The sequence below is a fragment of the Pararhizobium sp. genome, from assembly GCF_035497515.1.
Lineage (GTDB): Bacteria > Pseudomonadota > Alphaproteobacteria > Rhizobiales > Rhizobiaceae > Pararhizobium.
This window is the reverse complement of the sequence record NZ_DATJDJ010000152.1, coordinates 62,272-80,783: the sequence shown is the minus strand read 5'-3', so window position 1 is coordinate 80,783 and position 18,512 is coordinate 62,272. Positions and strand designations below refer to the sequence as shown.

Below are 18,512 nucleotides of genomic sequence, written 5' to 3'. Positions count from 1 at the left end.
CAACCTGTGCAACGCCGCCCCGCCGGGCAAGACACCTGTTTCGGAAAACCAACCACAAACAGTCCGTTCGAAACTGTACGGGCGGTTCGTTTCATGCAAAAAGAGCCGCGACGAAATGCGAGGAATTGACATTATGAGCACCGGCGACAAGGCCAAGACACCTACGGCTCCCGCAAGCGGCGACCTCGACGAGCAAGCGTTGTTCTTCCATCGCTATCCGCGCCCCGGCAAGCTCGAGATCCAGCCCACCAAGCCGCTCGGCAACCAGCGCGACCTTGCCCTTGCCTATTCGCCTGGGGTCGCGGCCCCCTGTCTCGCCATTCGTGACGATCCGGCGAAGGCCGCCGACTATACCGCCCGCTCGAACCTCGTCGCCGTCGTGTCGAACGGCACGGCCGTGCTCGGCCTCGGCAATATCGGGCCGCTGGCCTCCAAGCCGGTGATGGAAGGAAAGGCCGTCCTGTTCAAGAAATTCGCCGGCATCGACGTTTTCGACATCGAGATCGACGCGCCCGAGATCGACCAGATGGTCAATGTCATCTCCGCTTTGGAGCCGACCTTCGGCGGCATCAACCTTGAAGACATCAAGGCACCGGAATGTTTCGAGGTCGAACGTCGCCTGCGCGAGAAGATGGATATTCCGGTCTTCCATGACGACCAGCACGGAACCGCCATCATCGTCGCCGCCGCCATTCTCAACGGCCTTGAACTCGCCGGCAAGGACATCGCGAAAGCGAAGATCGTCACGTCCGGCGCCGGTGCCGCAGCGCTCGCCTGCCTCAATCTGCTGGTGACGCTTGGCGCGCGGCCGGAAAACATCTGGGTGCATGACCTGGAAGGTCTCGTCTATGTCGGCCGCGAAGTGCTGATGGACGAGTGGAAGTCGATCTACGCCCAGGAGAGCAGCAATCGCGTGCTGGCCGACAACATTGCCGGCGCCGACGTCTTCCTCGGCCTTTCGGCCGCCGGTGTCTTGAAGCCCGAACTCCTGGTCCAGATGGCCGAAAAGCCGCTGATCATGGCGCTTGCCAATCCCAATCCGGAAATCATGCCGGAGGTCGCGCGCGCCGCCCGTCCGGACGCGATGATCTGCACTGGCCGCTCCGATTTCCCCAACCAGGTCAACAATGTCCTGTGTTTCCCCTATATCTTCCGTGGGGCGCTCGATTGCGGCGCCCGGACGATCAACGAGGAAATGAAGATGGCGGCCGTGCGCGCCATCGCCGCCCTTGCCCGCGAGGAGCCGTCGGATGTCGCCGCCCGCGCCTATTCGGGCGAAACACCGGTCTTCGGCCCGGATTACCTGATCCCCTCACCGTTCGACCAGCGGCTGATCCTGCGCATCGCGCCGGCGGTTGCCAAGGCCGCCGCCGACAGTGGCGTCGCCAATCGGCCGATCGGCGATTTCGATGCCTATCTCGACCAGCTCAACCGCTTCGTCTTCCGCTCCGGTTTCATCATGAAGCCGATTTTCGTGGCGGCCAAGAACGCCCAGAAAAACCGAGTCATCTTCGCGGAAGGTGAAGACGAGCGCGTGCTGCGCGCCGCCCAGGTCCTGCTCGAAGACGGAACGGCGCGGCCAATCCTGATCGGCCGCCCGCAGATCATCGAGGCTCGCCTGAAACGCTACGGCCTGCGCATCCGGCCGGATACCGATTTCGAAGTGGTGAACCCGGAAGGCGATCCGCGCTTCCGCGACTATGTCGACGAATATTTCTCGCTGGTCGGCCGTCTCGGCGTCATTCCCGAAGCAGCCCGCACGATCGTACGAACCAACCAGACCGTCATCGGCGCGCTCGCCGTCCGGCGCGGCGAGGCCGATGCGCTGATCTGCGGCGTCGAAGGCCGCTACAGCCGCCACCTGCGCGATGTTTCCCAGATCATCGGCAAGCGCGAGGGCGTTCTCGACTTCTCCGCCCTCAGCCTGCTGATCTCCCAGCGCGGCGCGACCTTCATGACCGACACCTACGTGACCTTCAATCCGAGCGCCGAAGAAGTTGCGGAAAAGACGATCATGGCCGCGCAGGAAATCCGCCGCTTCGGCATCACCCCGCGCGCCGCCCTCGTCTCGCATTCCAATTTCGGCTCGCGCGATTCCGAGAGCGCCACGAAGATGCGCAAGGCGATGCAGCTCGTTCGCGAACGGGAGCCGGATCTCGAGGCAGACGGTGAAATGCACGGGGATTCCGCCATTTCGGAGATTTTGCGCAAGCGTGTGATGCCCAACAGCACGCTGGCCGGCGAAGCCAATCTTCTGGTCTTTCCCAATCTCGATGCCGCCAACATCACGCTCGGCGTCGTCAAGACCATGACGGACAGCCTGCATGTCGGCCCGATCCTGCTTGGAGCGGCCCTTCCCGCCCATATCCTGTCGCCGTCCGTGACATCGCGCGGCGTGGTCAACATGGCCGCTCTCGCGGTCGTCGAGGCGTCGTATCCGGCATGATCCAAACCATGAGCCGGCCACTGCCGGCTCATGTCGTGCCACTACAGCTCAAAAATGCAATCATAGGCTTAATTTTTTACAAATATTAAATTTACCGAAGATTGCGCTGGACAAAGACTGAAACCGTTACCATGCTAAAACCCATAAAATAACAGGGTATGCGGCATGGCTGACCAACAGGCGTTCTTTGACCTGCTGGACATTATGGAAAACGAGAAACTCGTTGAGCCAACACGGTTTTTCGACCTGATGCGCGGCACTTTCAGCATTGCGAACTTGCTTTACTTCGACGCCGACATATTGGCGGCGGGCTTTGCCATTCACCGCCTGCACCACACGCTGAGTGCCGGCAGCCTGCGCGCCTATATGGATGGCGGGTTCCGGCGGATCGATCCCGTCCTGAAGATGACCATGGGTGGCGTGCGGCCGGTGGACTGGGCGACAGCCCGCAAGCTGCATCCCGAAAGCGAGCCGCTGTTTGCCGCAGCCGCCGATCTCGGCCACGGGCTCGAGGGGGTGACGCTGCCGCTCTCGACGCCGACGCGGCGGATCGCCTTTCTCGCCATCCAGGCCGACATAAGGGCTGAAGACTGGCCGGCTTACAAACGCTGCCATCTGCGCGATTTCCAGTTGTTGGCCAATCTCTTCCATGCCTCGCTTCTCGAAAACGACAATCGCATCCAGTTGCCGGACCATTGCGGCAAGACGCTGACTCATCGTGAGACCGAAGTGCTCGGCTGGGCAGCGGCAGGAAAGAGCTATTGGGAGATCGGCACGATCCTTGGCATTTCCGAGCGTACCGTCCGCTTCTTCATGACCAATGCCCGCCGCAAGCTCAACGTCGTCTCAAACACCCAGGCCGTCGCGCAGGCCGTCCGGCGCGACCTCATCTCGGCGCTTTAAGCCGGTCTTCGCCGTCCTGCGATCCCACCGTCTCTTCTCTCCTCCAGTGCGTCCTTAAAGGACGCACTGGTTTTCGTAACATGGCGGCGTGCATCGTGAACCTGTCACTACCGACAGTTTCGCGGACTGCCGTTCCCTGACAGCATTTGCTCCCGGCTTTCGACCACAGGAGCAAACGATGATCAGGATTTTGAACGCCCACGCCGCCCGGCGGCACCCGGCTGAACTCGACGCCATGTTCAAGCTGCGCAAACACGTCTTCCATGACCTGTTGAAATGGGACGTCGCGGTGCGCGGCGATTGGGAAATCGACCATTACGACGATGCCAACCCGATCTATGTGCTTTCCCATTCCGACGAAACCGGAAGGCTCCGCGGCGCTCTGCGCCTGTTGCCGACGCTCGGCCCCAACATGCTTGACGACACCTTCCCGATCCTGCTCGGCGACAATCCTCAGGTTCGCAGTGCCTCGATCTGGGAATCCAGCCGCTTCTGCATCGATCCGATGATTTCCCAGGATCGCGGGTCCAATCAGGTGACGATCGCCGCCGCCGAACTCATGTGCGGCGTCGGAGAACTCGGGCTGGCCTCGGGCTTGAGCCATATCGTTACCGTCACCGATGTTTTCCTGGAACGAATGTTCCGGCGGATGGGCTGCCCCGGCGAGCGGATCGGCGATCCCCATCGCATCGGCTCGGTGCATGCCGTCGCCGTCAGCTGGGCGGTCACCACCGATCTGCTCGACACGATGAAGGCGGTGGCGGAAATCGGCCGGCCGGTGCTGGAACGGCCGATGTCGCTCGAGATGGCACGGGCAGCATAAAGCGGACGACCGACGCCCGCGTGGAGAGCCGCCATCCCGGCTCTCCCGCCACATTTTCAAAGTTTTCCGCCCGCCCGTTAACGCTCACCGACGGTCGTCATTGCACCGTTTTCGAATGAAGCTATGATGTGAACGACGATCCATTGCAGCCGTGATGAACCTGCGGCGCGCATGGCAAAAAGCAAAAGACGTTCATTCAGGCGAGAGAGAACAGTGGTCTTCCGTTCGGTTCGCTTCGCGGCGCTTCTTGCACCGCTTCTGATGGTCATGACGACCACCGCCGATGCCTCGGCCGTGTGCGAGCGGCTGAATGCGCGCCTTTCGAGCCTGCCGAAAATCATCGCCTCCAACGCCAATCTGCGCGACTATACCGGTGCGATTTCCCGCCAGAATCTCGACCTGCGCAAGGCGCGCGGCGAGCGCCGGCGTCTTGGATGCAGCACCGGCAGCGTCATCATCGTCGGCGACCCGAAGGAAGAGGCCTGCGAAAACCTCAGCACCGACATTTCGCAGATGGAGATGAACCTCCAGACGCTGAAGGCGCGGCGTGAATATCTCGTCTCCGGCAGCGACAGCGAGATCAGTCGTCGTCGCATCATGGCCGCCCTCGATGTCAACGGCTGCGCCGAGGAGCAGGAGGAAATCCTGAAGGCCGCGGCGGAAGAGCCGGAAACCCACCGCAATATCCTGAGCGACCTGCCACCGATCAGCGAGGGCTTCACGACGATGCGCGGCAGCAGTGGTTTTCCCGATATTTCAGGGCTTTCCGGAGATTATGAAGGCAGCCTTCGCACCCTCTGTGTGCGAACCTGCGACGGCGCCTTCTTCCCGATTTCCTCCAATGCCAGCCCGGCAGATTTTCAGCGTGACGCCGAAACCTGCCAGCGGCGTTGCCCGGGCGCGGAGACGACGCTCTATTACCATGCGCTGGCCACCGAGGAGACCGACCAGATGGTCTCCGCCTCGACCGGCGAACCCTATGCCGACCTGCCGACGGCCTTTGCCTACAAGACGCGGGACCTGAGCCAGCCCGGCCAGTGCGGCTGCACGCCGGCCGGTCAGACGGCGACCAACCAGAGCACGCCGGACGACGGCAGCGGCATCGTCATAATCACGACGCGCAAGTCGCTGGAAAAGCAGCCCCCCCGGAGCATGGTCGTCGATCGGCCCTATGATCCGGCCAACAGCAAGGTGCGCGTGGTCGGCCCGAGCTTCCTGCCCTCGCAGGAAAGCGCGATCGACCTGCGACACCCAGCTGGCCCCGGCTACCAGCCGCAGCAGACCAACTGATCATTCGCCGGAGCGAACACCCCAGGCATCGGCGAAGACCAGTTCGTCCAGCGGAAGGCGCTGGCGCCAGCCTTTGACGGCCAGTTCCGGCTCGGCATAGAGCGTGTCGACAAAGCCGAGGCACAGCCAGGCGATGATCTCGATGTGATCGGGAATGCCCAGTACTGCCTTGATATCCCGGTCATGGAAAATGCTGACCCAGCCGACGCCGATACCCTCGGCACGCGCAGCAAGCCAGAGGTTCTGCACGGCGCAGACCGTCGAGAAGGCATCCATGCGGGGATTGTGGGTGCGGCCGAGAACGACCTTGCCGGCCCGTGTCGGATCGCAGGTCACGCAGATGCTGACGGGCGCCTTGCGGATGCCCTCGAGCTTCAGCGAACGGTAGGTGTCGCGCGCAGCGCCCTCGAACATCAGCGCCGCCTCCTCGTTGGCGCGTTGGAAGGCGCGGAACACCTCGGAGCGCTTCTTCTCGTCGCGCACGACGATGAAATTCCAGGGCTGCATGAAACCGACCGAGGGCGCGCTATGGGCGGCGGCCAGCAATCGCGTGATCACTTCATCTGGCACAGGTTTCGGCAGAAACTGGTCGCGGACATCGCGGCGGGTCTCGATGGCGCGGTAGACGGCGGCGCGCTCGTCCAATGAAAATGCATCCGCCTTCACAAGGCGGCCCTGCGGTTCAGTCAGCATCGTTTGATCCCCAACAATGCGCAACCTCCCGCCGTCCGCGCGGGTCAGTCCATCTCGCCAGGCCGGTCTTCTGACTGCGGATCACCCAACCTTGCCGCCTTCCCAAATCCGTTGAGGATTCAGTGGCAGAAACCTGAAAAAATTCAAGGTTCCGCAATACAAAGTCGTCCCCGTCACAGCGTTGGGCACGTTCCGGATTCTCACCGAATTCCCGATTCTCCCGCTTGCACGGGCACCTGACGTCTCAGATATGCACATAGCGGGTGGCCGAATGCAAGGTGGCCCACTCATGCGATATCACATCGCCGCTTCCGGATGTGGCGAACCGTCATAGGCGCCCCAGATCGACTGGTCGAAGCAGATCACCGAACCTGTCATCAGTCCGGACTCAGCGGACGAGAGGTAGGCGCAGGCACGCGCCACCTCGGCCGGATCGACGAGGCGGCCGAAGGGTTGGCTCGCGGCCGCCTTTTCCAGCCAGTCGCTGGCAGCGCCGTGAAATTCCCGCTGGATGCGATCCTCGCCTTCCGACGCCATCCAGCCGATGTTGAGGCCGTTGACACGGATGCGATTGCGAAGCACGGCATAGGCCGTGTTCTTGGTCAGCGTCTCCAGCGCCCCCTTGGAGGCACAATAGGCGGCGATGAACGGCTGGCCGGCCTTGGCCGACATCGAGCCGATATTGACGATCGTGCCCTCGATCTTTTCCCGGCGCATGACCTTGATCGCTTCCTGCATCAGGAAGAACGGTGCGCGGACGTTGACGGCGAACATGCGGTCGAACAGTTCCGGGCTGGTATCGAGGATCGTGCCGCGATCGGTGATCGCGGCGGCATTGATCAAGGCATCGACGCGACCGAATTCCACGTCGCAGGCGGCGACCACCTTGGCCGCATCCGCGACTTCTCCGAGATCTGCCTGCACATAGACGATCCTCGTGCCGGTCGCCTTCTGGATCTCCGCGGCCCTGGCCTCACCCTTTGCAACATTGCGCCCGCAGATGACGATGCCGGCGGCGCCGCGCTCGGCAAACAGGCTGGCGATCGTTGCCCCAAGGCCCTGCGTCCCACCGGTAACGATGGCGATCTTGCCGTCAAGCCGGCCATGATCCTTGCTCATTTCATTCCTCCATTGGTGATGACGCACAAAACTTCCGCCCGATTGCCGGGCGGAAGCGTGATATACAATTTGTGTTCGAGATCAGCTCAGCTTCTTCTCGGATTGAGCAGCCAGCGCCGCGTTGAACGCCGCAGCGTCCCAGCCGGCAGCCAGCGCTTCATGCATCAACTGCGCCTGCGTCTTCGGCGCCAGCCCGCCGAGCGGCGGGTCTTGGTCGAGATTGGTCGGGAAGGAATAGCCTTCCGCGCAGGAGGCGATGGCGCAGGCAGCCTCTGCCTTAGTCAATCGGCCGTCGGCCAGCATCGCGTTGAGCACCGGATAGAGCGTTCCGCTCATCCGTTCGCGGTTGACGGTCTCCATCGCCCGTCCGAAGGCCGAGGAAACCTGCAGGAGATTGGCGACGCGCTTGATGTTTTCCGAGCGATTGGTGCCGGCGGCGTGATAGAGCGCCGGATTGAAGAAGACCAGATCGCCCTTCGACAGCGGCAGTTGTACGTGATTGCGATCGAAATAATCGCGGAATTCCTGGCGCTTCAGCGCGAGATAGCCGGGCACATAGGTCTGGCTATAGGGCAGGAACAGCGTCGGCCCGCTTTCGAGCGGCATGTCGCAATGGGTGACTGCCCCCTGCAGCGTCAGGACCGGCGACAACCGGTGCACATGCGCCGGGAATTGCTCGATCACCGATGCACTCTGGAAGCCGAGATGATAGTCGCGATGCGCGGATTGGGCGGAGCCGCCGGGATTGACGCGATTGACCTGCGCCGTCATCTGATAGCTTGGGCCGAGCCAGGCTTCGCTGACCAGCGCGATCAGCGCGTTGCCGTAATAGGCGGCGAAATTTTCCGGGTCCTTCAGGCAATGCTTTTCCAGCGAGTTCCAGATGCGGTCATTGGCGCCCGGCTTGGCGAAATGATCGCCGCCGCCGCTGTTGGTGCGGTGCTGCTCGTTGATGATGTTTTCGAAGATATCGCTCGCGTCATCGATCACCGACATATCTTCGAAAGCCCGCTTGAGAACGACGACGCCGGGGCCGGTGGCGAAGGCCTCGCAGATTTCGGCAAGCACGGCGCGTCGGCCTTCGGTCGTTGCCCCAGCCTTCAGGACATCGGCACCATCATAGATCAGCACGTTCTTCTCGACCGCCACCGCATGCGGATAGTCGCTCAATTGCGTCGCGCGCTCGACTTCGGTGCGGAAGTCGTCGAGATCGCAGGCAGCCTCCGTCAGCCAGACACGATCGGCGCGCAGTTTCGGCGCATTGTCGGATTTCATGCCGTTTTCCTCCCGGCGAGTGATGCTCGATGGGTGCACTATACGCGCCGCAAAATGCTGATATAGAGCAGAAACACATCAAAAACACCTCAGGAAGGCTCTGGTTTGGCGCATCGGTTTCTGGTCAAGGACATCGCATTTCAGGCCGGCCTCAGCATCGCGACCGTCGACCGCGTGCTGAACGGCCGCGATGGCGTGCGAAAACAAACCGAAGTGCGGGTGCATGCCGCCATTCGCGAACTGGAGAAACAGCAGGCCGGCATCGAAATTCAGGGGCGCAAGTTCAGTATCGACGTGATCATGGAGGCGCCGGACCGTTTTACCGACGCAGTGCGCACCGCCTTCGAGAGCGAGAACGCCACCTTCCTGCCGACGGTGTTCCGCTGCCGCTTCCATCTGGCCGAAGCCATAAGACCGCAGGAGATCGTCCAGTTTCTCGATCGCATTCGCCTGCGCGGCACCGACGGCATCGTGCTGAAGGCCCCCGACGTTCCGGATATCAGCGCCGCCGTCGCGCGGGCTGAACAGGCCGGCATTCCCGTGGTGACGCTGGTGACCGACCTGCCGAATGCGCCCCGCACCGCCTATGCCGGAGCCGACAACCGGGCGGCGGGCGAAACTGCCGCCTATCTCATCGGTGAACGCTTTGCCGGTCAGAAGGCGACTGTGCTCGTCACCCTGTCGAGCAGCCGCTTTCGCGGCGAGGAGGAACGTGAGATCGGCTTTCGGCGCACATTGCGCGAACGCTATCCGTCGATCGCAATCGTCGAGATCAGCGAAGGCCTTGGCCGTGATGCGGCAACCGGCGCGCTTGCCGCCGAGGCGCTGTCGGCCAATCCTGCGATCAACGCGGTCTATTCGATCGGCGGCGGCAACCGGGCGGTGCTTGCAGCTTTCGCGGCAGCGGGACTTTCCTGCGCAATCTTTGTCGCGCACGACCTCGACGCCGCCAATCTCGACCTGCTCAAGTCACGCCAGATCCATTACGTGCTGCACCATGACTTGAAGACGGATGTCCGCGCCGCTTTTCGGGCGATCATGGGCCGACGCAATGCGCTTTCCATCCCCGGCATGCCGTCGCTCTCGGCGGTCGAAGTCATCACACCCTACAACATCCCAGCCCAAGCAGGTTAAGACGGTCAGCCGCCTGTTCGGTCGGCATGACCTGGTCCGCGTCCTGCTCGACGTCGAAGATCGCCTTTGGCAAAATCCCCGTAGGCACGCCGGGCCACCAGCACTCCCTGGGAACCGATCACCCCGAAGGCATGCGCCACATGCGCCGCCGAAACGTTTTCCGCATCGATGAAAATGACCACTCTCGACTGCATGTCCTGATCTCTCCCCGGCTTTGACAGAAACAATGGGGAGAGGTGCTTTCACGCGCAAGCAGAATAACACAACTTTGACGCGATATCGTTAAGACACTCTTTGCGGGTTAACTCGACTGCGATGCTTCCGCCTCATAGCGCACGAACGCGAATTCAGTGCCGTCGGGCGACCAGTTTGGGACGTTGATGGTGCCCTGCCCGCCGAACAGATCGAACAGGACACGCGCATTGCCGCCATCCGGATCCATCAGGCGGAGCCGGACATCCAGGTCGCGCGGGTGATCGAAGACGTCACCATCATAGGAAAGCACCAGCAGATGCCGGCCATCGGGAGACGGATGCGGGAACCAGTCGCCGTATTCGCTGTCGGTGACGCGTTCGACATCCGAACCATCCGGCCGAATCCGCCAAATCTGCATTCGGCCGGTCCGGCTGGAGTTGAAATAGATCCATTGTCCGTCAGGGCTGTAGTCCGGTCCGTCATTGCGCCCTTCACCAAAGGTCAGCCGGCTCTCCTCGCCGCCCTCGACCGGGATCGTATAGATATCGAAGACGTTGTCGCGGATGCCGCAATAGGCAAGCGTCGCCCCGTCCGGCGACCAGCCATGCCAGTAGGACGGCCTGTTTTGCGTCACCAGATTCGGCGTACCGCCGGTTGCCGGCAGCGTGTAGATGGTCGAGGCGCTGAATTCGGTCTTGTCGCTGATGACGATCGTCCGGCCGTCAGGCGAAATTCCGTGGTCGTTGTTGCATTCGCGCGCAAAACCGGTGTCGATCAACACAGGCTCGCCACCGGAAGACGGCAGCCGGTAAAGCAATCCGTCTCCGTTGATCACCAGCGATGCGCCATCCGGCGAGAAATTGGGCGCCTCGACCAGGCTGTCGGTCTGCCAGACGACGCGGCTCCTGCCGGTTTCCAGAGTGTAGATTTCCACCGAACTGCGCATGCCGTCCCCCAAATTCGAAAGTCTAGCGGTCGCGGAACCGGTTGGTGATCGGATAGCGACGGTCGCGGCCAAAGTTCTTCTTGGTGATCTTCACGCCCGGTGCAGACTGGCGGCGCTTGTATTCGGCGATGTAGAGCAGATGCTCGATCCGGTGCACGGTCGCCTCGTCATGGCCGCGCGCGACGATCTCCTCCGTGCTCATCTCCTTTTCCACCAGGCATTCGAGGATATCGTCGAGCACCGGGTAAGGCGGCAGCGAATCCTGGTCGGTCTGGTTGGGACGCAGCTCCGCCGAAGGCGCCTTGTCGATGATGTTTTTCGGAATGACCTCGCCGGAGGGTCCGAGCGCACCCGGTGGCACAGTCGTGTTGCGCCAGCGCGACAGGCCGTAGACCTGCATCTTGTAGAGGTCCTTGATCGGATTGAAGCCGCCGTTCATGTCGCCGTAGAGCGTCGCGTAGCCGACCGACATTTCCGACTTGTTGCCCGTCGTCACCACCATCGAGCCGAACTTGTTGGATAGCGCCATCAGGATGGTGCCGCGCGTCCGGCTCTGCAGGTTTTCCTCGGTAATGCCGCTCTCGGTTCCATCGAACGTTTCCGACAGCGCATTGAGAAAGCCCTGAACCGGCTCCTCGATCGGAATAGTGTCATAGCGGCAGCCCAGCGCCTTGGCGCAATCCTCGGCGTCCTTGAACGAATCCGACGATGTATAGCGATAGGGGAGCATGACCGTGCGCACCCGCTCCTCGCCCAAGGCATCGACGGCAAGCGCCGCGCAGATGGCGGAGTCGATGCCACCGGAAAGGCCGAGCACGACGTTCTTGAAGCCGTTCTTGTTGACGTAATCGCGGAAGCCAAGCATGCAGGCGCGATAGTCGGCCTCCTCCTGCTGCGGCAGTCGGGACATCATGCCTTGCCTGCAGACCCAGCCGTCGCCGTTCCGCTGCCATTCGGAAATGGAGATGCTCTCCTCGAACTGGCTCATCTGGAAGGCGAGTGTCCTGTCGGCATTGAAGGCAAAGCTCGCGCCGTCAAAGACAAGCTCGTCCTGGCCGCCAAGCTGGTTGGCAAAAACCATCGGCAGACCGGTCTCGATCACCTGGCGCAGCACGACCTGATGGCGAACATCGATCTTGCCGCGATAATAGGGCGAGCCATTGGGCACGAGCAGGATTTCCGCGCCGCTTTCCGCCAACGTCTCGCAAACGCCCAGGTCGTTCCAGATTTCCTCGCAGATCGGAATGCCGAGCCGCACGCCGCGGAAATTGACCGGTCCAGGCATCGCGCCTTCCGTGAAAACGCGCTTTTCGTCGAATTCGCCGTAATTGGGCAGATCCACCTTGTCGCGAACGACAAGGACGCGACCGCCATCGAGAACGGCAACGGAATTGTGCCGTCCCGTTTCCCCCTGGCGCGGATAACCGACGATCACGCCTGGCCCGCCATCGGCCGTATCGGCTGCCAGCGTATCGACCGCCTTCTGGCAGACCTTCAGGAAGGCCGGCTTCAGCACCAGGTCTTCCGGCGGATAACCGGAGATGAACAATTCGGTCAGAAGCAACAGGTCGGCGCCGCTGCGCGCTGCATCGGCGCGTGCCTCACGGGCCTTGGCAAGATTGCCGGCGACGTCGCCCACAGTCGGATCGAGCTGGGCAACGGCGATACGGAACGTATTGGAAATGGTCTTTTGCGCGGTCATGAACAGGCCTGTGCTGGATCTGCTTTCGCGGATGCGGCGGCATCCGCGATGCTCTTTATCGCATTCCCCGCCAGAATACCCGCTCACCTTCGGGCAGAACAGAAAAAATTCGGGCGACGCCCACTCGATTGATTACCCGGATTCTTTTCCACAACGCAAGAAACCTCACTGCCACAGGGCTTTCAGCCTGCTCGGCGGGGCGCGGCAGGCGATCCTGCTTGACTTATTCATGTTGCGTTCAAGATGACATCTATATGACAGGCTTACGAAAGTTTTGTGAAATTGGAGACGGCCTTGGCCAGTTTTGAATCGGCAGTAACCGCGGTTGGCGTTTCCGATGTCTATGTCCCTCAGATCGGAACAGGCGCACGCTTCGGCAAGGCATTGTCCATTGCCAAGCGACTGTCGGTCACGCTGCTCTTCTCCATATCCCTCATCTTCGTCGTCGAGTGGATCGCCCGTGATTCCATTACGGAAGTCGTGTCGTTTTTCCTTGATCCGGCCCGTCCGGCCTGGACGACGATCGGCGTTTTCTTCCTCCTGTTCATCGCGCTCGATGCTGCGTTCTCGCGCGAAAATTATGGTGTCATTCTTGTTGCGCCGCTGGCACTCGTCCCGGCGCTGGTCAGTCACCAGAAGCAGATTTTCCTGTCCGATCCGCTCTACCCGACCGATTTTCTCTTCGGGCGGCAGATCATGGAACTGATGCCGGTTCTCGTGAAGGACCGCCCGTGGACTTTCGTCGGCGTCGTGGTCGGCATCATCGTTGCGCTGGTGGCGCTCGGATGGCTCGTCCGCTTCGCCTGGCGGCGCTTTCCCGTGCTGACCCGCCGCCAGCGGATGGCGCGGCTGGCGGTCGCCCTGCCGCTGCTCGGCTCCTTTTACCACATCATGGACTACAACAATTTCTCCTGGATGCGCGATCGCCTGCAGGTCATCCCGATCATGTGGGACCAGACGGAAAACTACCGGCACAACGGCTTCCTGATGGCGTTTGCCCTCAACCTGCCGATGGCCAATGTCACCGCTCCCGCCGGCTACATGTCGGATGCGATCGACACGATCCCGGTGAAGCCGGTTCCCGCCGGCACGACACATCGCGGCAAGCCGGATGTGATCGTGCTGATGAGCGAATCCTTCTGGGATCCGACGCGCCTGCCCAACATCAAGCTGTCGCCAGACCCGATGCCGACGATCCGCGCCATGCAGTCGGGCAACGTCTTCTCACCGGAATTCGGTGGCATGACCGCCAATGTCGAGTTCGAGGCGCTGACCGGGTTCTCCAACGCGTTCCTGCCCTATGGCAGCATTCCCTACCAGCAGTATATCCGCAATCCGATCCCCTCGCTTGCGACCTTCTTCCGTGGCGAAGGTTATGTCGCGCGCGCCGTACATCCGTTCCAGAAATGGTTCTGGAACCGCAGCGCCGTCTACAAGGCTTTCGGCTTCGAGCAGTTCAAGTCTGAAGAAAACATGCCGGTGATGCAGAAGCGCGGCATCTTCGCCTCGGATGAATCGCTGACCAGGGAAATCATCCGGCAGGCCGACCAGTTGCGAGACCCGTTCTTCTTCTTCACGGTGACGCTGCAGGGCCACGGTCCCTATGAGGCAAACCGTTACGTCAAGAACACGATCAAGGTCGAAGGCAATCTGCCGGAGGTCGATCGCCAGGTGCTCGCCACCTACGCCCAAGGCATCAAGGAAGCCGATGACAGCCTGAAGATGCTGATGGATTGGGCCAAGGAGCGCGACCGGGAGACGATTATCGTCCTGTTCGGCGATCACCTGCCGCCGCTCAACACGGTCTATCCGAACACCGGCTTCATGAACGAGGTCACCGCGTCACGCAAGGGCTCGCTCGAGCAGATGAAGGCACAGCACGAAACCCCGCTGGTCGTCTGGTCGAACAAGACCGGCCCGGTCAAGGATATCGGCACGATCAGCCCGGCCTTCCTGTCCTACCAGATCCTCAAGCAGGGCGGCTTCGAGCATCCCTACTATACCGGCTTCCTCGGCAATGTCTTCGACCAGTACCATGTCATCGACCGCTACATGCTCGTCGATGCCAAGGGCAAGGACACTGCTGCCTGGTCGCGCCAGAAGGCCACCCAGCCGCTGATCCGCGACTACCGTTTCCTGCAGCACGACATGATGTTCGGCAAACGCTACGGCACGGAACGCTTCTTCGAATCGCACTCGGACCTGTTCCCCGCGGCGATGTAAAAAACTGGCGGAACGCCCTCATCCGGCGTTTCGCCAAACTGCCGGCATGGGCTAGAAAGGGCGACGTTCAAAACGGAGCCTGCCCATGTCGCATCTTGATGAAATTTCCCACCTTCTGTTCGGCAAGATGAGCGACGAACTCGGCGCGGTCGAGAGGCGCGTCCTTCACAAGGCGAAAGAGCAGAAGATCCTGTCTGAGGATACCAACGCGGCTTTCGTGGCGAGCCAGGGCTTTGGCGACCGGCTGTCCGACAGCATCGCCCGCGTCGGCGGCTCCTGGGGCTTCATCATCGGGTTCATCGTCTTCCTGGCCGTCTGGACGACCGCCAACACGGTCCTGCTGATGCGGGAAGCCTTCGATCCCTACCCCTTCATCTTCCTCAATCTGCTCCTGTCGATGGTCGCAGCGTTGCAGGCGCCGATCATCATGATGTCGCAGAACCGGCAGGCGATGAAGGACCGGTTCGATGCCTCCAAGGACTACGAGGTCAATCTCAAGTCCGAAGTCGAACTGATTTCACTGCATCACAAGATCGACACGGTGCTGCTGCGCGAGATCACCGAACTGCGCGCCGATGTCGGCCGCCTGCAGGCGCAGTTGGAACGCTACCGGGAGAACGGTGATCCGCAAATCCGGGGCGCTTGAGACACGGCCTCGTTCCCCGGCACTCCCCGTAAAAAATGTCAGGCTATATCCATCGCCGATGAGATCGATGCAACAAAAGATGGACATTGGCCGTTGGCCCGGTGACATAGCTTGAAATCGGCGCTCGCTGATTCTTAAACGCGATGCGCGCATTCACCGGACTTTCGATACATCCATGACCGGCACAGTACCCACAGCAGTCTCCGACCCGAAAGCGGATGCATTGGTTGCCAATCCGGAGTTCCTAAGCGTCCTGCAACAGGGCGCGCGGCACATGATCGAGCTCTATGACCGGTTTCCGCGCACCGCCCGCCTGGTTTCCGCCCAGCAGAAATGGTTGCTGACGCAGGCGGCCTATGCCCTGCATCTGGAGCGTGATCCGGCCGACCCTCTATCCGGGATCACCGCATCCAGGCTTCTCGACAGCATTAACGATTTCGGCGCGGCGAGCCGCAATACGGCGACTGCTTTCCTCTCCGAACTCTTGGCCTACAAGCTCATCCGTGACGTGCCCGGCAGCACCAGCAAGCGCAGCCGCCCGCTGGAACCGACCGAGGCGAGCCATGAGGCGATGGGGCTGTGGTTTCGCGGCCAGATGCGCAGCCTCGATCTGCTCGATCAGGGAAATCGCGTCGAGACACTCGAGGCCAATCCGGAGATTTTCCGACATGCGCAGCCAATCGCCGCAAGGCGATTGATCGCCGACAAGGCATGGCGCGAGCCACCGCTCAGCATTTCCTGTTTCGTCTGGACTGAATATGGCGGACTGATTCTCGATGATTTCGTTGCACGGCTGATCAACCTCATACCGGAGGATGGCCATCACCGGGTCGAAGGTTTTCGCTTTTCCGAATTGTCCAACCACTATTCCCTGTCACGCACCCATGTGCGCCGCCTGTTCGTCCGAGCGGAAGCGCTGGGATCGATGAACGTCCGCGACGGCAGCGGCACACGCAAGACCATTCTCGCATCCGCCTCCTTCATTCAGGAATACCAGCGCTGGCAGGCGGTCAAGTTCAGCGCGCTCAATGATGCCTATCGTCAGGCCGTGCAATCCATCGACTTGGAAAACACGTCGCCAGAGGACACCTGAAATACCCTTCCGGCGCGACAGCGTCGCGCTTTAAATATGTTGCATAAGCTCAAACATTCGACTGCGCGAACTTCGGCAAGTCATCATCGATCTCGTAGAAATCGCCCTTGTCGGCGCAGAAGATGTGATAGCCAAATGTGAGACCTGTCGGCCCGTCGAAGGCACCCGCCATGATCGACGTATAATCCTGTCCCTCCATCTTCCAGAACAGCGCCGAACCGCAGGTCTTGCAGAAGCCACGACGCGCCTCTGGACTCGACTTGTACCAGGTGACGTTATCAGCCCCTTCCAGATCGAGCTCGCTGTCGAGGACGTTGGTTGCCGCGTAGTAGAGACCCGTCTGCTTGCGGCACTGGGAGCAGTGACAGGCGACCACCTCCCGCAACCTGCCGCGCGTGCGAAACGTCACCGATCCGCAATTGCATGAGCCCGCATGTTCATCGGCCATCTTGAACCCCGAATATCTTGTTGGCCCGTCGTCCGGGCATGAAAAAACCGGGCCAGCTTCGTCAGCCGACCCGGTCCTGTCAATTTCAATTGTCTCAAGCGACCATCAGCAAGGCTGATCAGCCGTTGACGACCATTCGCTTTTCGTCCCGTCCGCCCTTCATGCGCTCGGCAAGAAGAAAGGCCAGTTCCAGAGCCTGATCGGCGTTGAGACGCGGATCGCAATGGGTGTGATAGCGATCGGCCAGATCGGCGCCGGACAGCGCACGGGCGCCGCCTGTGCATTCCGTCACGTCGTTGCCGGTCATCTCGATATGGATGCCGCCCGGATGTGAACCTTCGGCGCGGTGGATCTGGAAGAAGCTTTCGACTTCCGACAGGATCCGCTCGAACGGACGGGTCTTGTAGTTGTTGAGCGTGATGGTGTTGCCGTGCATCGGGTCGCAGGACCAGACGACCTTGCGGCCTTCCTTCTCGACGGCGCGGATCAGCCGCGGCAGGTGCTCGGCAACCTTGTCGTGGCCGAAGCGGCAGATCAGCGTCAGGCGGCCGGCTTCGTTGTTCGGGTTGAGGATATCGATCAGTTCGAGCAGGCCGTCACCGGTCAACGATGGACCGCATTTCAGGCCGATCGGATTCTTGATGCCGCGGCAGTATTCGACATGCGCATGGTCCGGCTGGCGGGTGCGGTCGCCGATCCAGATCATGTGGCCGGAGGTCGCGTACCAGTCGCCGGAGGTCGAATCGACGCGGGTCAGCGCCTGCTCGTAACCGAGCAGCAGAGCCTCGTGGCTGGTGAAGAAATCGGTTTCGCGCAGGCTCGGATTGCTTTCCGGCGTGATGCCGATGGCCTTCATGAACTCCATGGTTTCGGAAATGCGGTCGGCGAGCTTGCGGTAACGCTCGGCCTGCGGGCTGTCCTTGACGAAGCCAAGCATCCACTGATGCACATTATCCAGGTTGGCATAGCCGCCCTGGGCGAAGGCGCGCAGCAGGTTGAGCGTCGCCGCCGACTGGCGGTAGGCCATAATCTGCCGCTCCGGATCCGGAATACGGGCCTTCTCGGTGAATTCGATGCCGTTGATGATGTCGCCGCGATAGCTCGGCAGCTCGACGTCACCCTGCTTCTCGATGTTGGACGAGCGTGGCTTGGCGAACTGGCCGGCGATACGGCCGATCTTGACGACCGGCTGCTGGGCGCCAAAGGTCAGGGCGACAGCCATCTGCAGGAAGGCGCGGAAGAAATCGCGGATATTGTCGGCGCCGTGCTCGGCAAAGCTCTCGGCGCAGTCGCCGCCCTGCAGCAGGAAGCCGCGGCCTTCCGAAACATTCGCAAGAGCGCCCTTCAGACGGCGCGCCTCGCCCGCGAAGACCAGCGGCGGATAGGTCGCGAGCTGCGCCTCGGTGGCAGCCAAGGCTGCGCTGTCCGGATAGTCCGGAACCTGCTGAATGGGCTTCTGCCGCCAGCTGTTCGGGGTCCAATTCTGTGCCATGTCGATCACCTGTTCCTTGCACGGGGTCCGCCTCCAGTCACATCAGCGGATTGCCGCCATCAAGTGCTGCCTGAAACCGGATTT

General features: G+C 61.5%; 15 protein-coding genes and 1 riboswitch. Of the genes, 8 read left to right on the top strand and 7 right to left on the bottom strand.

Annotation, left to right across the window (positions count from 1 at the left end):
- Nucleotides 1-133: 133 nt before the first annotated feature.
- From VL202_RS15315 to VL202_RS15300, 4 genes are all read left to right on the top strand, one after another.
- On the top strand, nt 134-2,446 hold the full coding sequence (locus tag VL202_RS15315) for an NADP-dependent malic enzyme (RefSeq protein ID WP_325464957.1): 2,313 nt from the start codon (nt 134-136) through the stop codon (nt 2,444-2,446).
- Nucleotides 2,447-2,611: 165 nt separating this feature from the next.
- Nucleotides 2,612-3,349, top strand: coding sequence for a LuxR C-terminal-related transcriptional regulator (locus VL202_RS15310; RefSeq protein ID WP_325464956.1), 738 nt, complete (start codon nt 2,612-2,614; stop codon nt 3,347-3,349).
- Between the two features lie 178 nt (nt 3,350-3,527).
- Nucleotides 3,528-4,172, top strand: coding sequence for an acyl-homoserine-lactone synthase (locus VL202_RS15305; protein WP_325464955.1), 645 nt, complete (start codon nt 3,528-3,530; stop codon nt 4,170-4,172).
- 261 nt (nt 4,173-4,433) lie between these two features.
- Complete coding sequence (locus VL202_RS15300; RefSeq protein WP_325464971.1) at nt 4,434-5,462, top strand: DUF2865 domain-containing protein; 1,029 nt, start codon at nt 4,434-4,436, stop codon at nt 5,460-5,462.
- On the opposite strand, the gene bluB is transcribed toward VL202_RS15300, so the two are convergent.
- From bluB to VL202_RS15285, 3 genes are all read right to left on the bottom strand, one after another.
- On the bottom strand, nt 5,463-6,155 hold the full coding sequence (bluB, locus tag VL202_RS15295) for a 5,6-dimethylbenzimidazole synthase (protein ID WP_325464954.1): 693 nt from the start codon (nt 6,153-6,155) through the stop codon (nt 5,463-5,465).
- Between the two features lie 43 nt (nt 6,156-6,198).
- Nucleotides 6,199-6,410: riboswitch (cobalamin riboswitch) on the bottom strand.
- A 42-nt stretch (nt 6,411-6,452) separates the two neighbouring features.
- Complete coding sequence (locus VL202_RS15290) at nt 6,453-7,274, bottom strand: SDR family oxidoreductase (protein ID WP_325464953.1); 822 nt, start codon at nt 7,272-7,274, stop codon at nt 6,453-6,455.
- Between the two features lie 81 nt (nt 7,275-7,355).
- Nucleotides 7,356-8,549 carry a phytanoyl-CoA dioxygenase family protein gene (locus VL202_RS15285; protein WP_325464952.1) on the bottom strand — a complete coding sequence of 398 codons (1,194 nt, stop codon included), beginning with the start codon at nt 8,547-8,549 and terminating at the stop codon, nt 7,356-7,358.
- A gap of 105 nt (nt 8,550-8,654) precedes the next feature.
- Here VL202_RS15285 and VL202_RS15280 point away from each other — a divergent pair, with 105 nt between their 5' ends.
- Complete coding sequence (locus VL202_RS15280; RefSeq protein WP_325464951.1) at nt 8,655-9,683, top strand: LacI family DNA-binding transcriptional regulator; 1,029 nt, start codon at nt 8,655-8,657, stop codon at nt 9,681-9,683.
- A gap of 301 nt (nt 9,684-9,984) precedes the next feature.
- Here the strand turns inward: VL202_RS15280 and VL202_RS15275 are convergent, their stop codons facing one another.
- Both VL202_RS15275 and VL202_RS15270 read right to left on the bottom strand, forming a co-directional pair.
- Nucleotides 9,985-10,824 (bottom strand): hypothetical protein, encoded by an 840-nt coding sequence (locus VL202_RS15275; RefSeq protein WP_325464950.1) that lies wholly within the window; start codon nt 10,822-10,824, stop codon nt 9,985-9,987.
- 22 nt (nt 10,825-10,846) lie between these two features.
- A complete protein-coding gene (locus tag VL202_RS15270) occupies nt 10,847-12,526 on the bottom strand; it encodes an NAD+ synthase (protein WP_325464949.1) in 1,680 nt (559 codons plus the stop codon).
- Nucleotides 12,527-12,820: 294 nt separating this feature from the next.
- On the opposite strand from VL202_RS15270, the gene VL202_RS15265 reads away from it, so the two are divergent.
- The 3 genes from VL202_RS15265 to VL202_RS15255 all read left to right on the top strand — a co-directional run bounded on the left by VL202_RS15265 (nt 12,821) and on the right by VL202_RS15255 (nt 16,488).
- Nucleotides 12,821-14,749, top strand: a complete 1,929-nt coding sequence (locus VL202_RS15265; protein ID WP_325464948.1) for an LTA synthase family protein — start codon at nt 12,821-12,823, stop codon at nt 14,747-14,749.
- An 85-nt stretch (nt 14,750-14,834) separates the two neighbouring features.
- Complete coding sequence (locus VL202_RS15260) at nt 14,835-15,395, top strand: DUF1003 domain-containing protein (protein WP_325464947.1); 561 nt, start codon at nt 14,835-14,837, stop codon at nt 15,393-15,395.
- Nucleotides 15,396-15,570: 175 nt separating this feature from the next.
- A complete protein-coding gene (locus VL202_RS15255) occupies nt 15,571-16,488 on the top strand; it encodes a hypothetical protein (protein ID WP_325464946.1) in 918 nt (305 codons plus the stop codon).
- A gap of 49 nt (nt 16,489-16,537) precedes the next feature.
- On the opposite strand, the gene VL202_RS15250 is transcribed toward VL202_RS15255, so the two are convergent.
- On the bottom strand, nt 16,538-16,936 hold the full coding sequence (locus VL202_RS15250) for a GFA family protein (RefSeq protein WP_325464945.1): 399 nt from the start codon (nt 16,934-16,936) through the stop codon (nt 16,538-16,540).
- Nucleotides 16,937-17,054: 118 nt separating this feature from the next.
- On the bottom strand, nt 17,055-18,428 hold the full coding sequence (locus tag VL202_RS15245; RefSeq protein ID WP_325464944.1) for a class II 3-deoxy-7-phosphoheptulonate synthase: 1,374 nt from the start codon (nt 18,426-18,428) through the stop codon (nt 17,055-17,057).
- Nucleotides 18,429-18,512 lie beyond the last annotated feature (84 nt).

What these genes read in the sequence shown, in the direction of transcription:
- VL202_RS15315 (WP_325464957.1), top strand. Translation starts at nt 134, where the DNA reads ATGAGCACCGGCGACAAGGCCAAGACACCTACGGCTCCCGCAAGCGGC.
- VL202_RS15310 (WP_325464956.1), top strand. Translation starts at nt 2,612, where the DNA reads ATGGCTGACCAACAGGCGTTCTTTGACCTGCTGGACATTATGGAAAAC.
- VL202_RS15305 (WP_325464955.1), top strand. Translation starts at nt 3,528, where the DNA reads ATGATCAGGATTTTGAACGCCCACGCCGCCCGGCGGCACCCGGCTGAA.
- VL202_RS15300 (WP_325464971.1), top strand. Translation starts at nt 4,434, where the DNA reads ATGGTCATGACGACCACCGCCGATGCCTCGGCCGTGTGCGAGCGGCTG.
- bluB (WP_325464954.1), bottom strand. Translation starts at nt 6,155, where the DNA reads ATGCTGACTGAACCGCAGGGCCGCCTTGTGAAGGCGGATGCATTTTCA.
- VL202_RS15290 (WP_325464953.1), bottom strand. Translation starts at nt 7,274, where the DNA reads ATGAGCAAGGATCATGGCCGGCTTGACGGCAAGATCGCCATCGTTACC.
- VL202_RS15285 (WP_325464952.1), bottom strand. Translation starts at nt 8,549, where the DNA reads ATGAAATCCGACAATGCGCCGAAACTGCGCGCCGATCGTGTCTGGCTG.
- VL202_RS15275 (WP_325464950.1), bottom strand. Translation starts at nt 10,824, where the DNA reads ATGCGCAGTTCGGTGGAAATCTACACTCTGGAAACCGGCAGGAGCCGC.
- VL202_RS15270 (WP_325464949.1), bottom strand. Translation starts at nt 12,526, where the DNA reads ATGACCGCGCAAAAGACCATTTCCAATACGTTCCGTATCGCCGTTGCC.
- VL202_RS15260 (WP_325464947.1), top strand. Translation starts at nt 14,835, where the DNA reads ATGTCGCATCTTGATGAAATTTCCCACCTTCTGTTCGGCAAGATGAGC.
- VL202_RS15255 (WP_325464946.1), top strand. Translation starts at nt 15,571, where the DNA reads ATGACCGGCACAGTACCCACAGCAGTCTCCGACCCGAAAGCGGATGCA.
- VL202_RS15250 (WP_325464945.1), bottom strand. Translation starts at nt 16,936, where the DNA reads ATGGCCGATGAACATGCGGGCTCATGCAATTGCGGATCGGTGACGTTT.
- VL202_RS15245 (WP_325464944.1), bottom strand. Translation starts at nt 18,428, where the DNA reads ATGGCACAGAATTGGACCCCGAACAGCTGGCGGCAGAAGCCCATTCAG.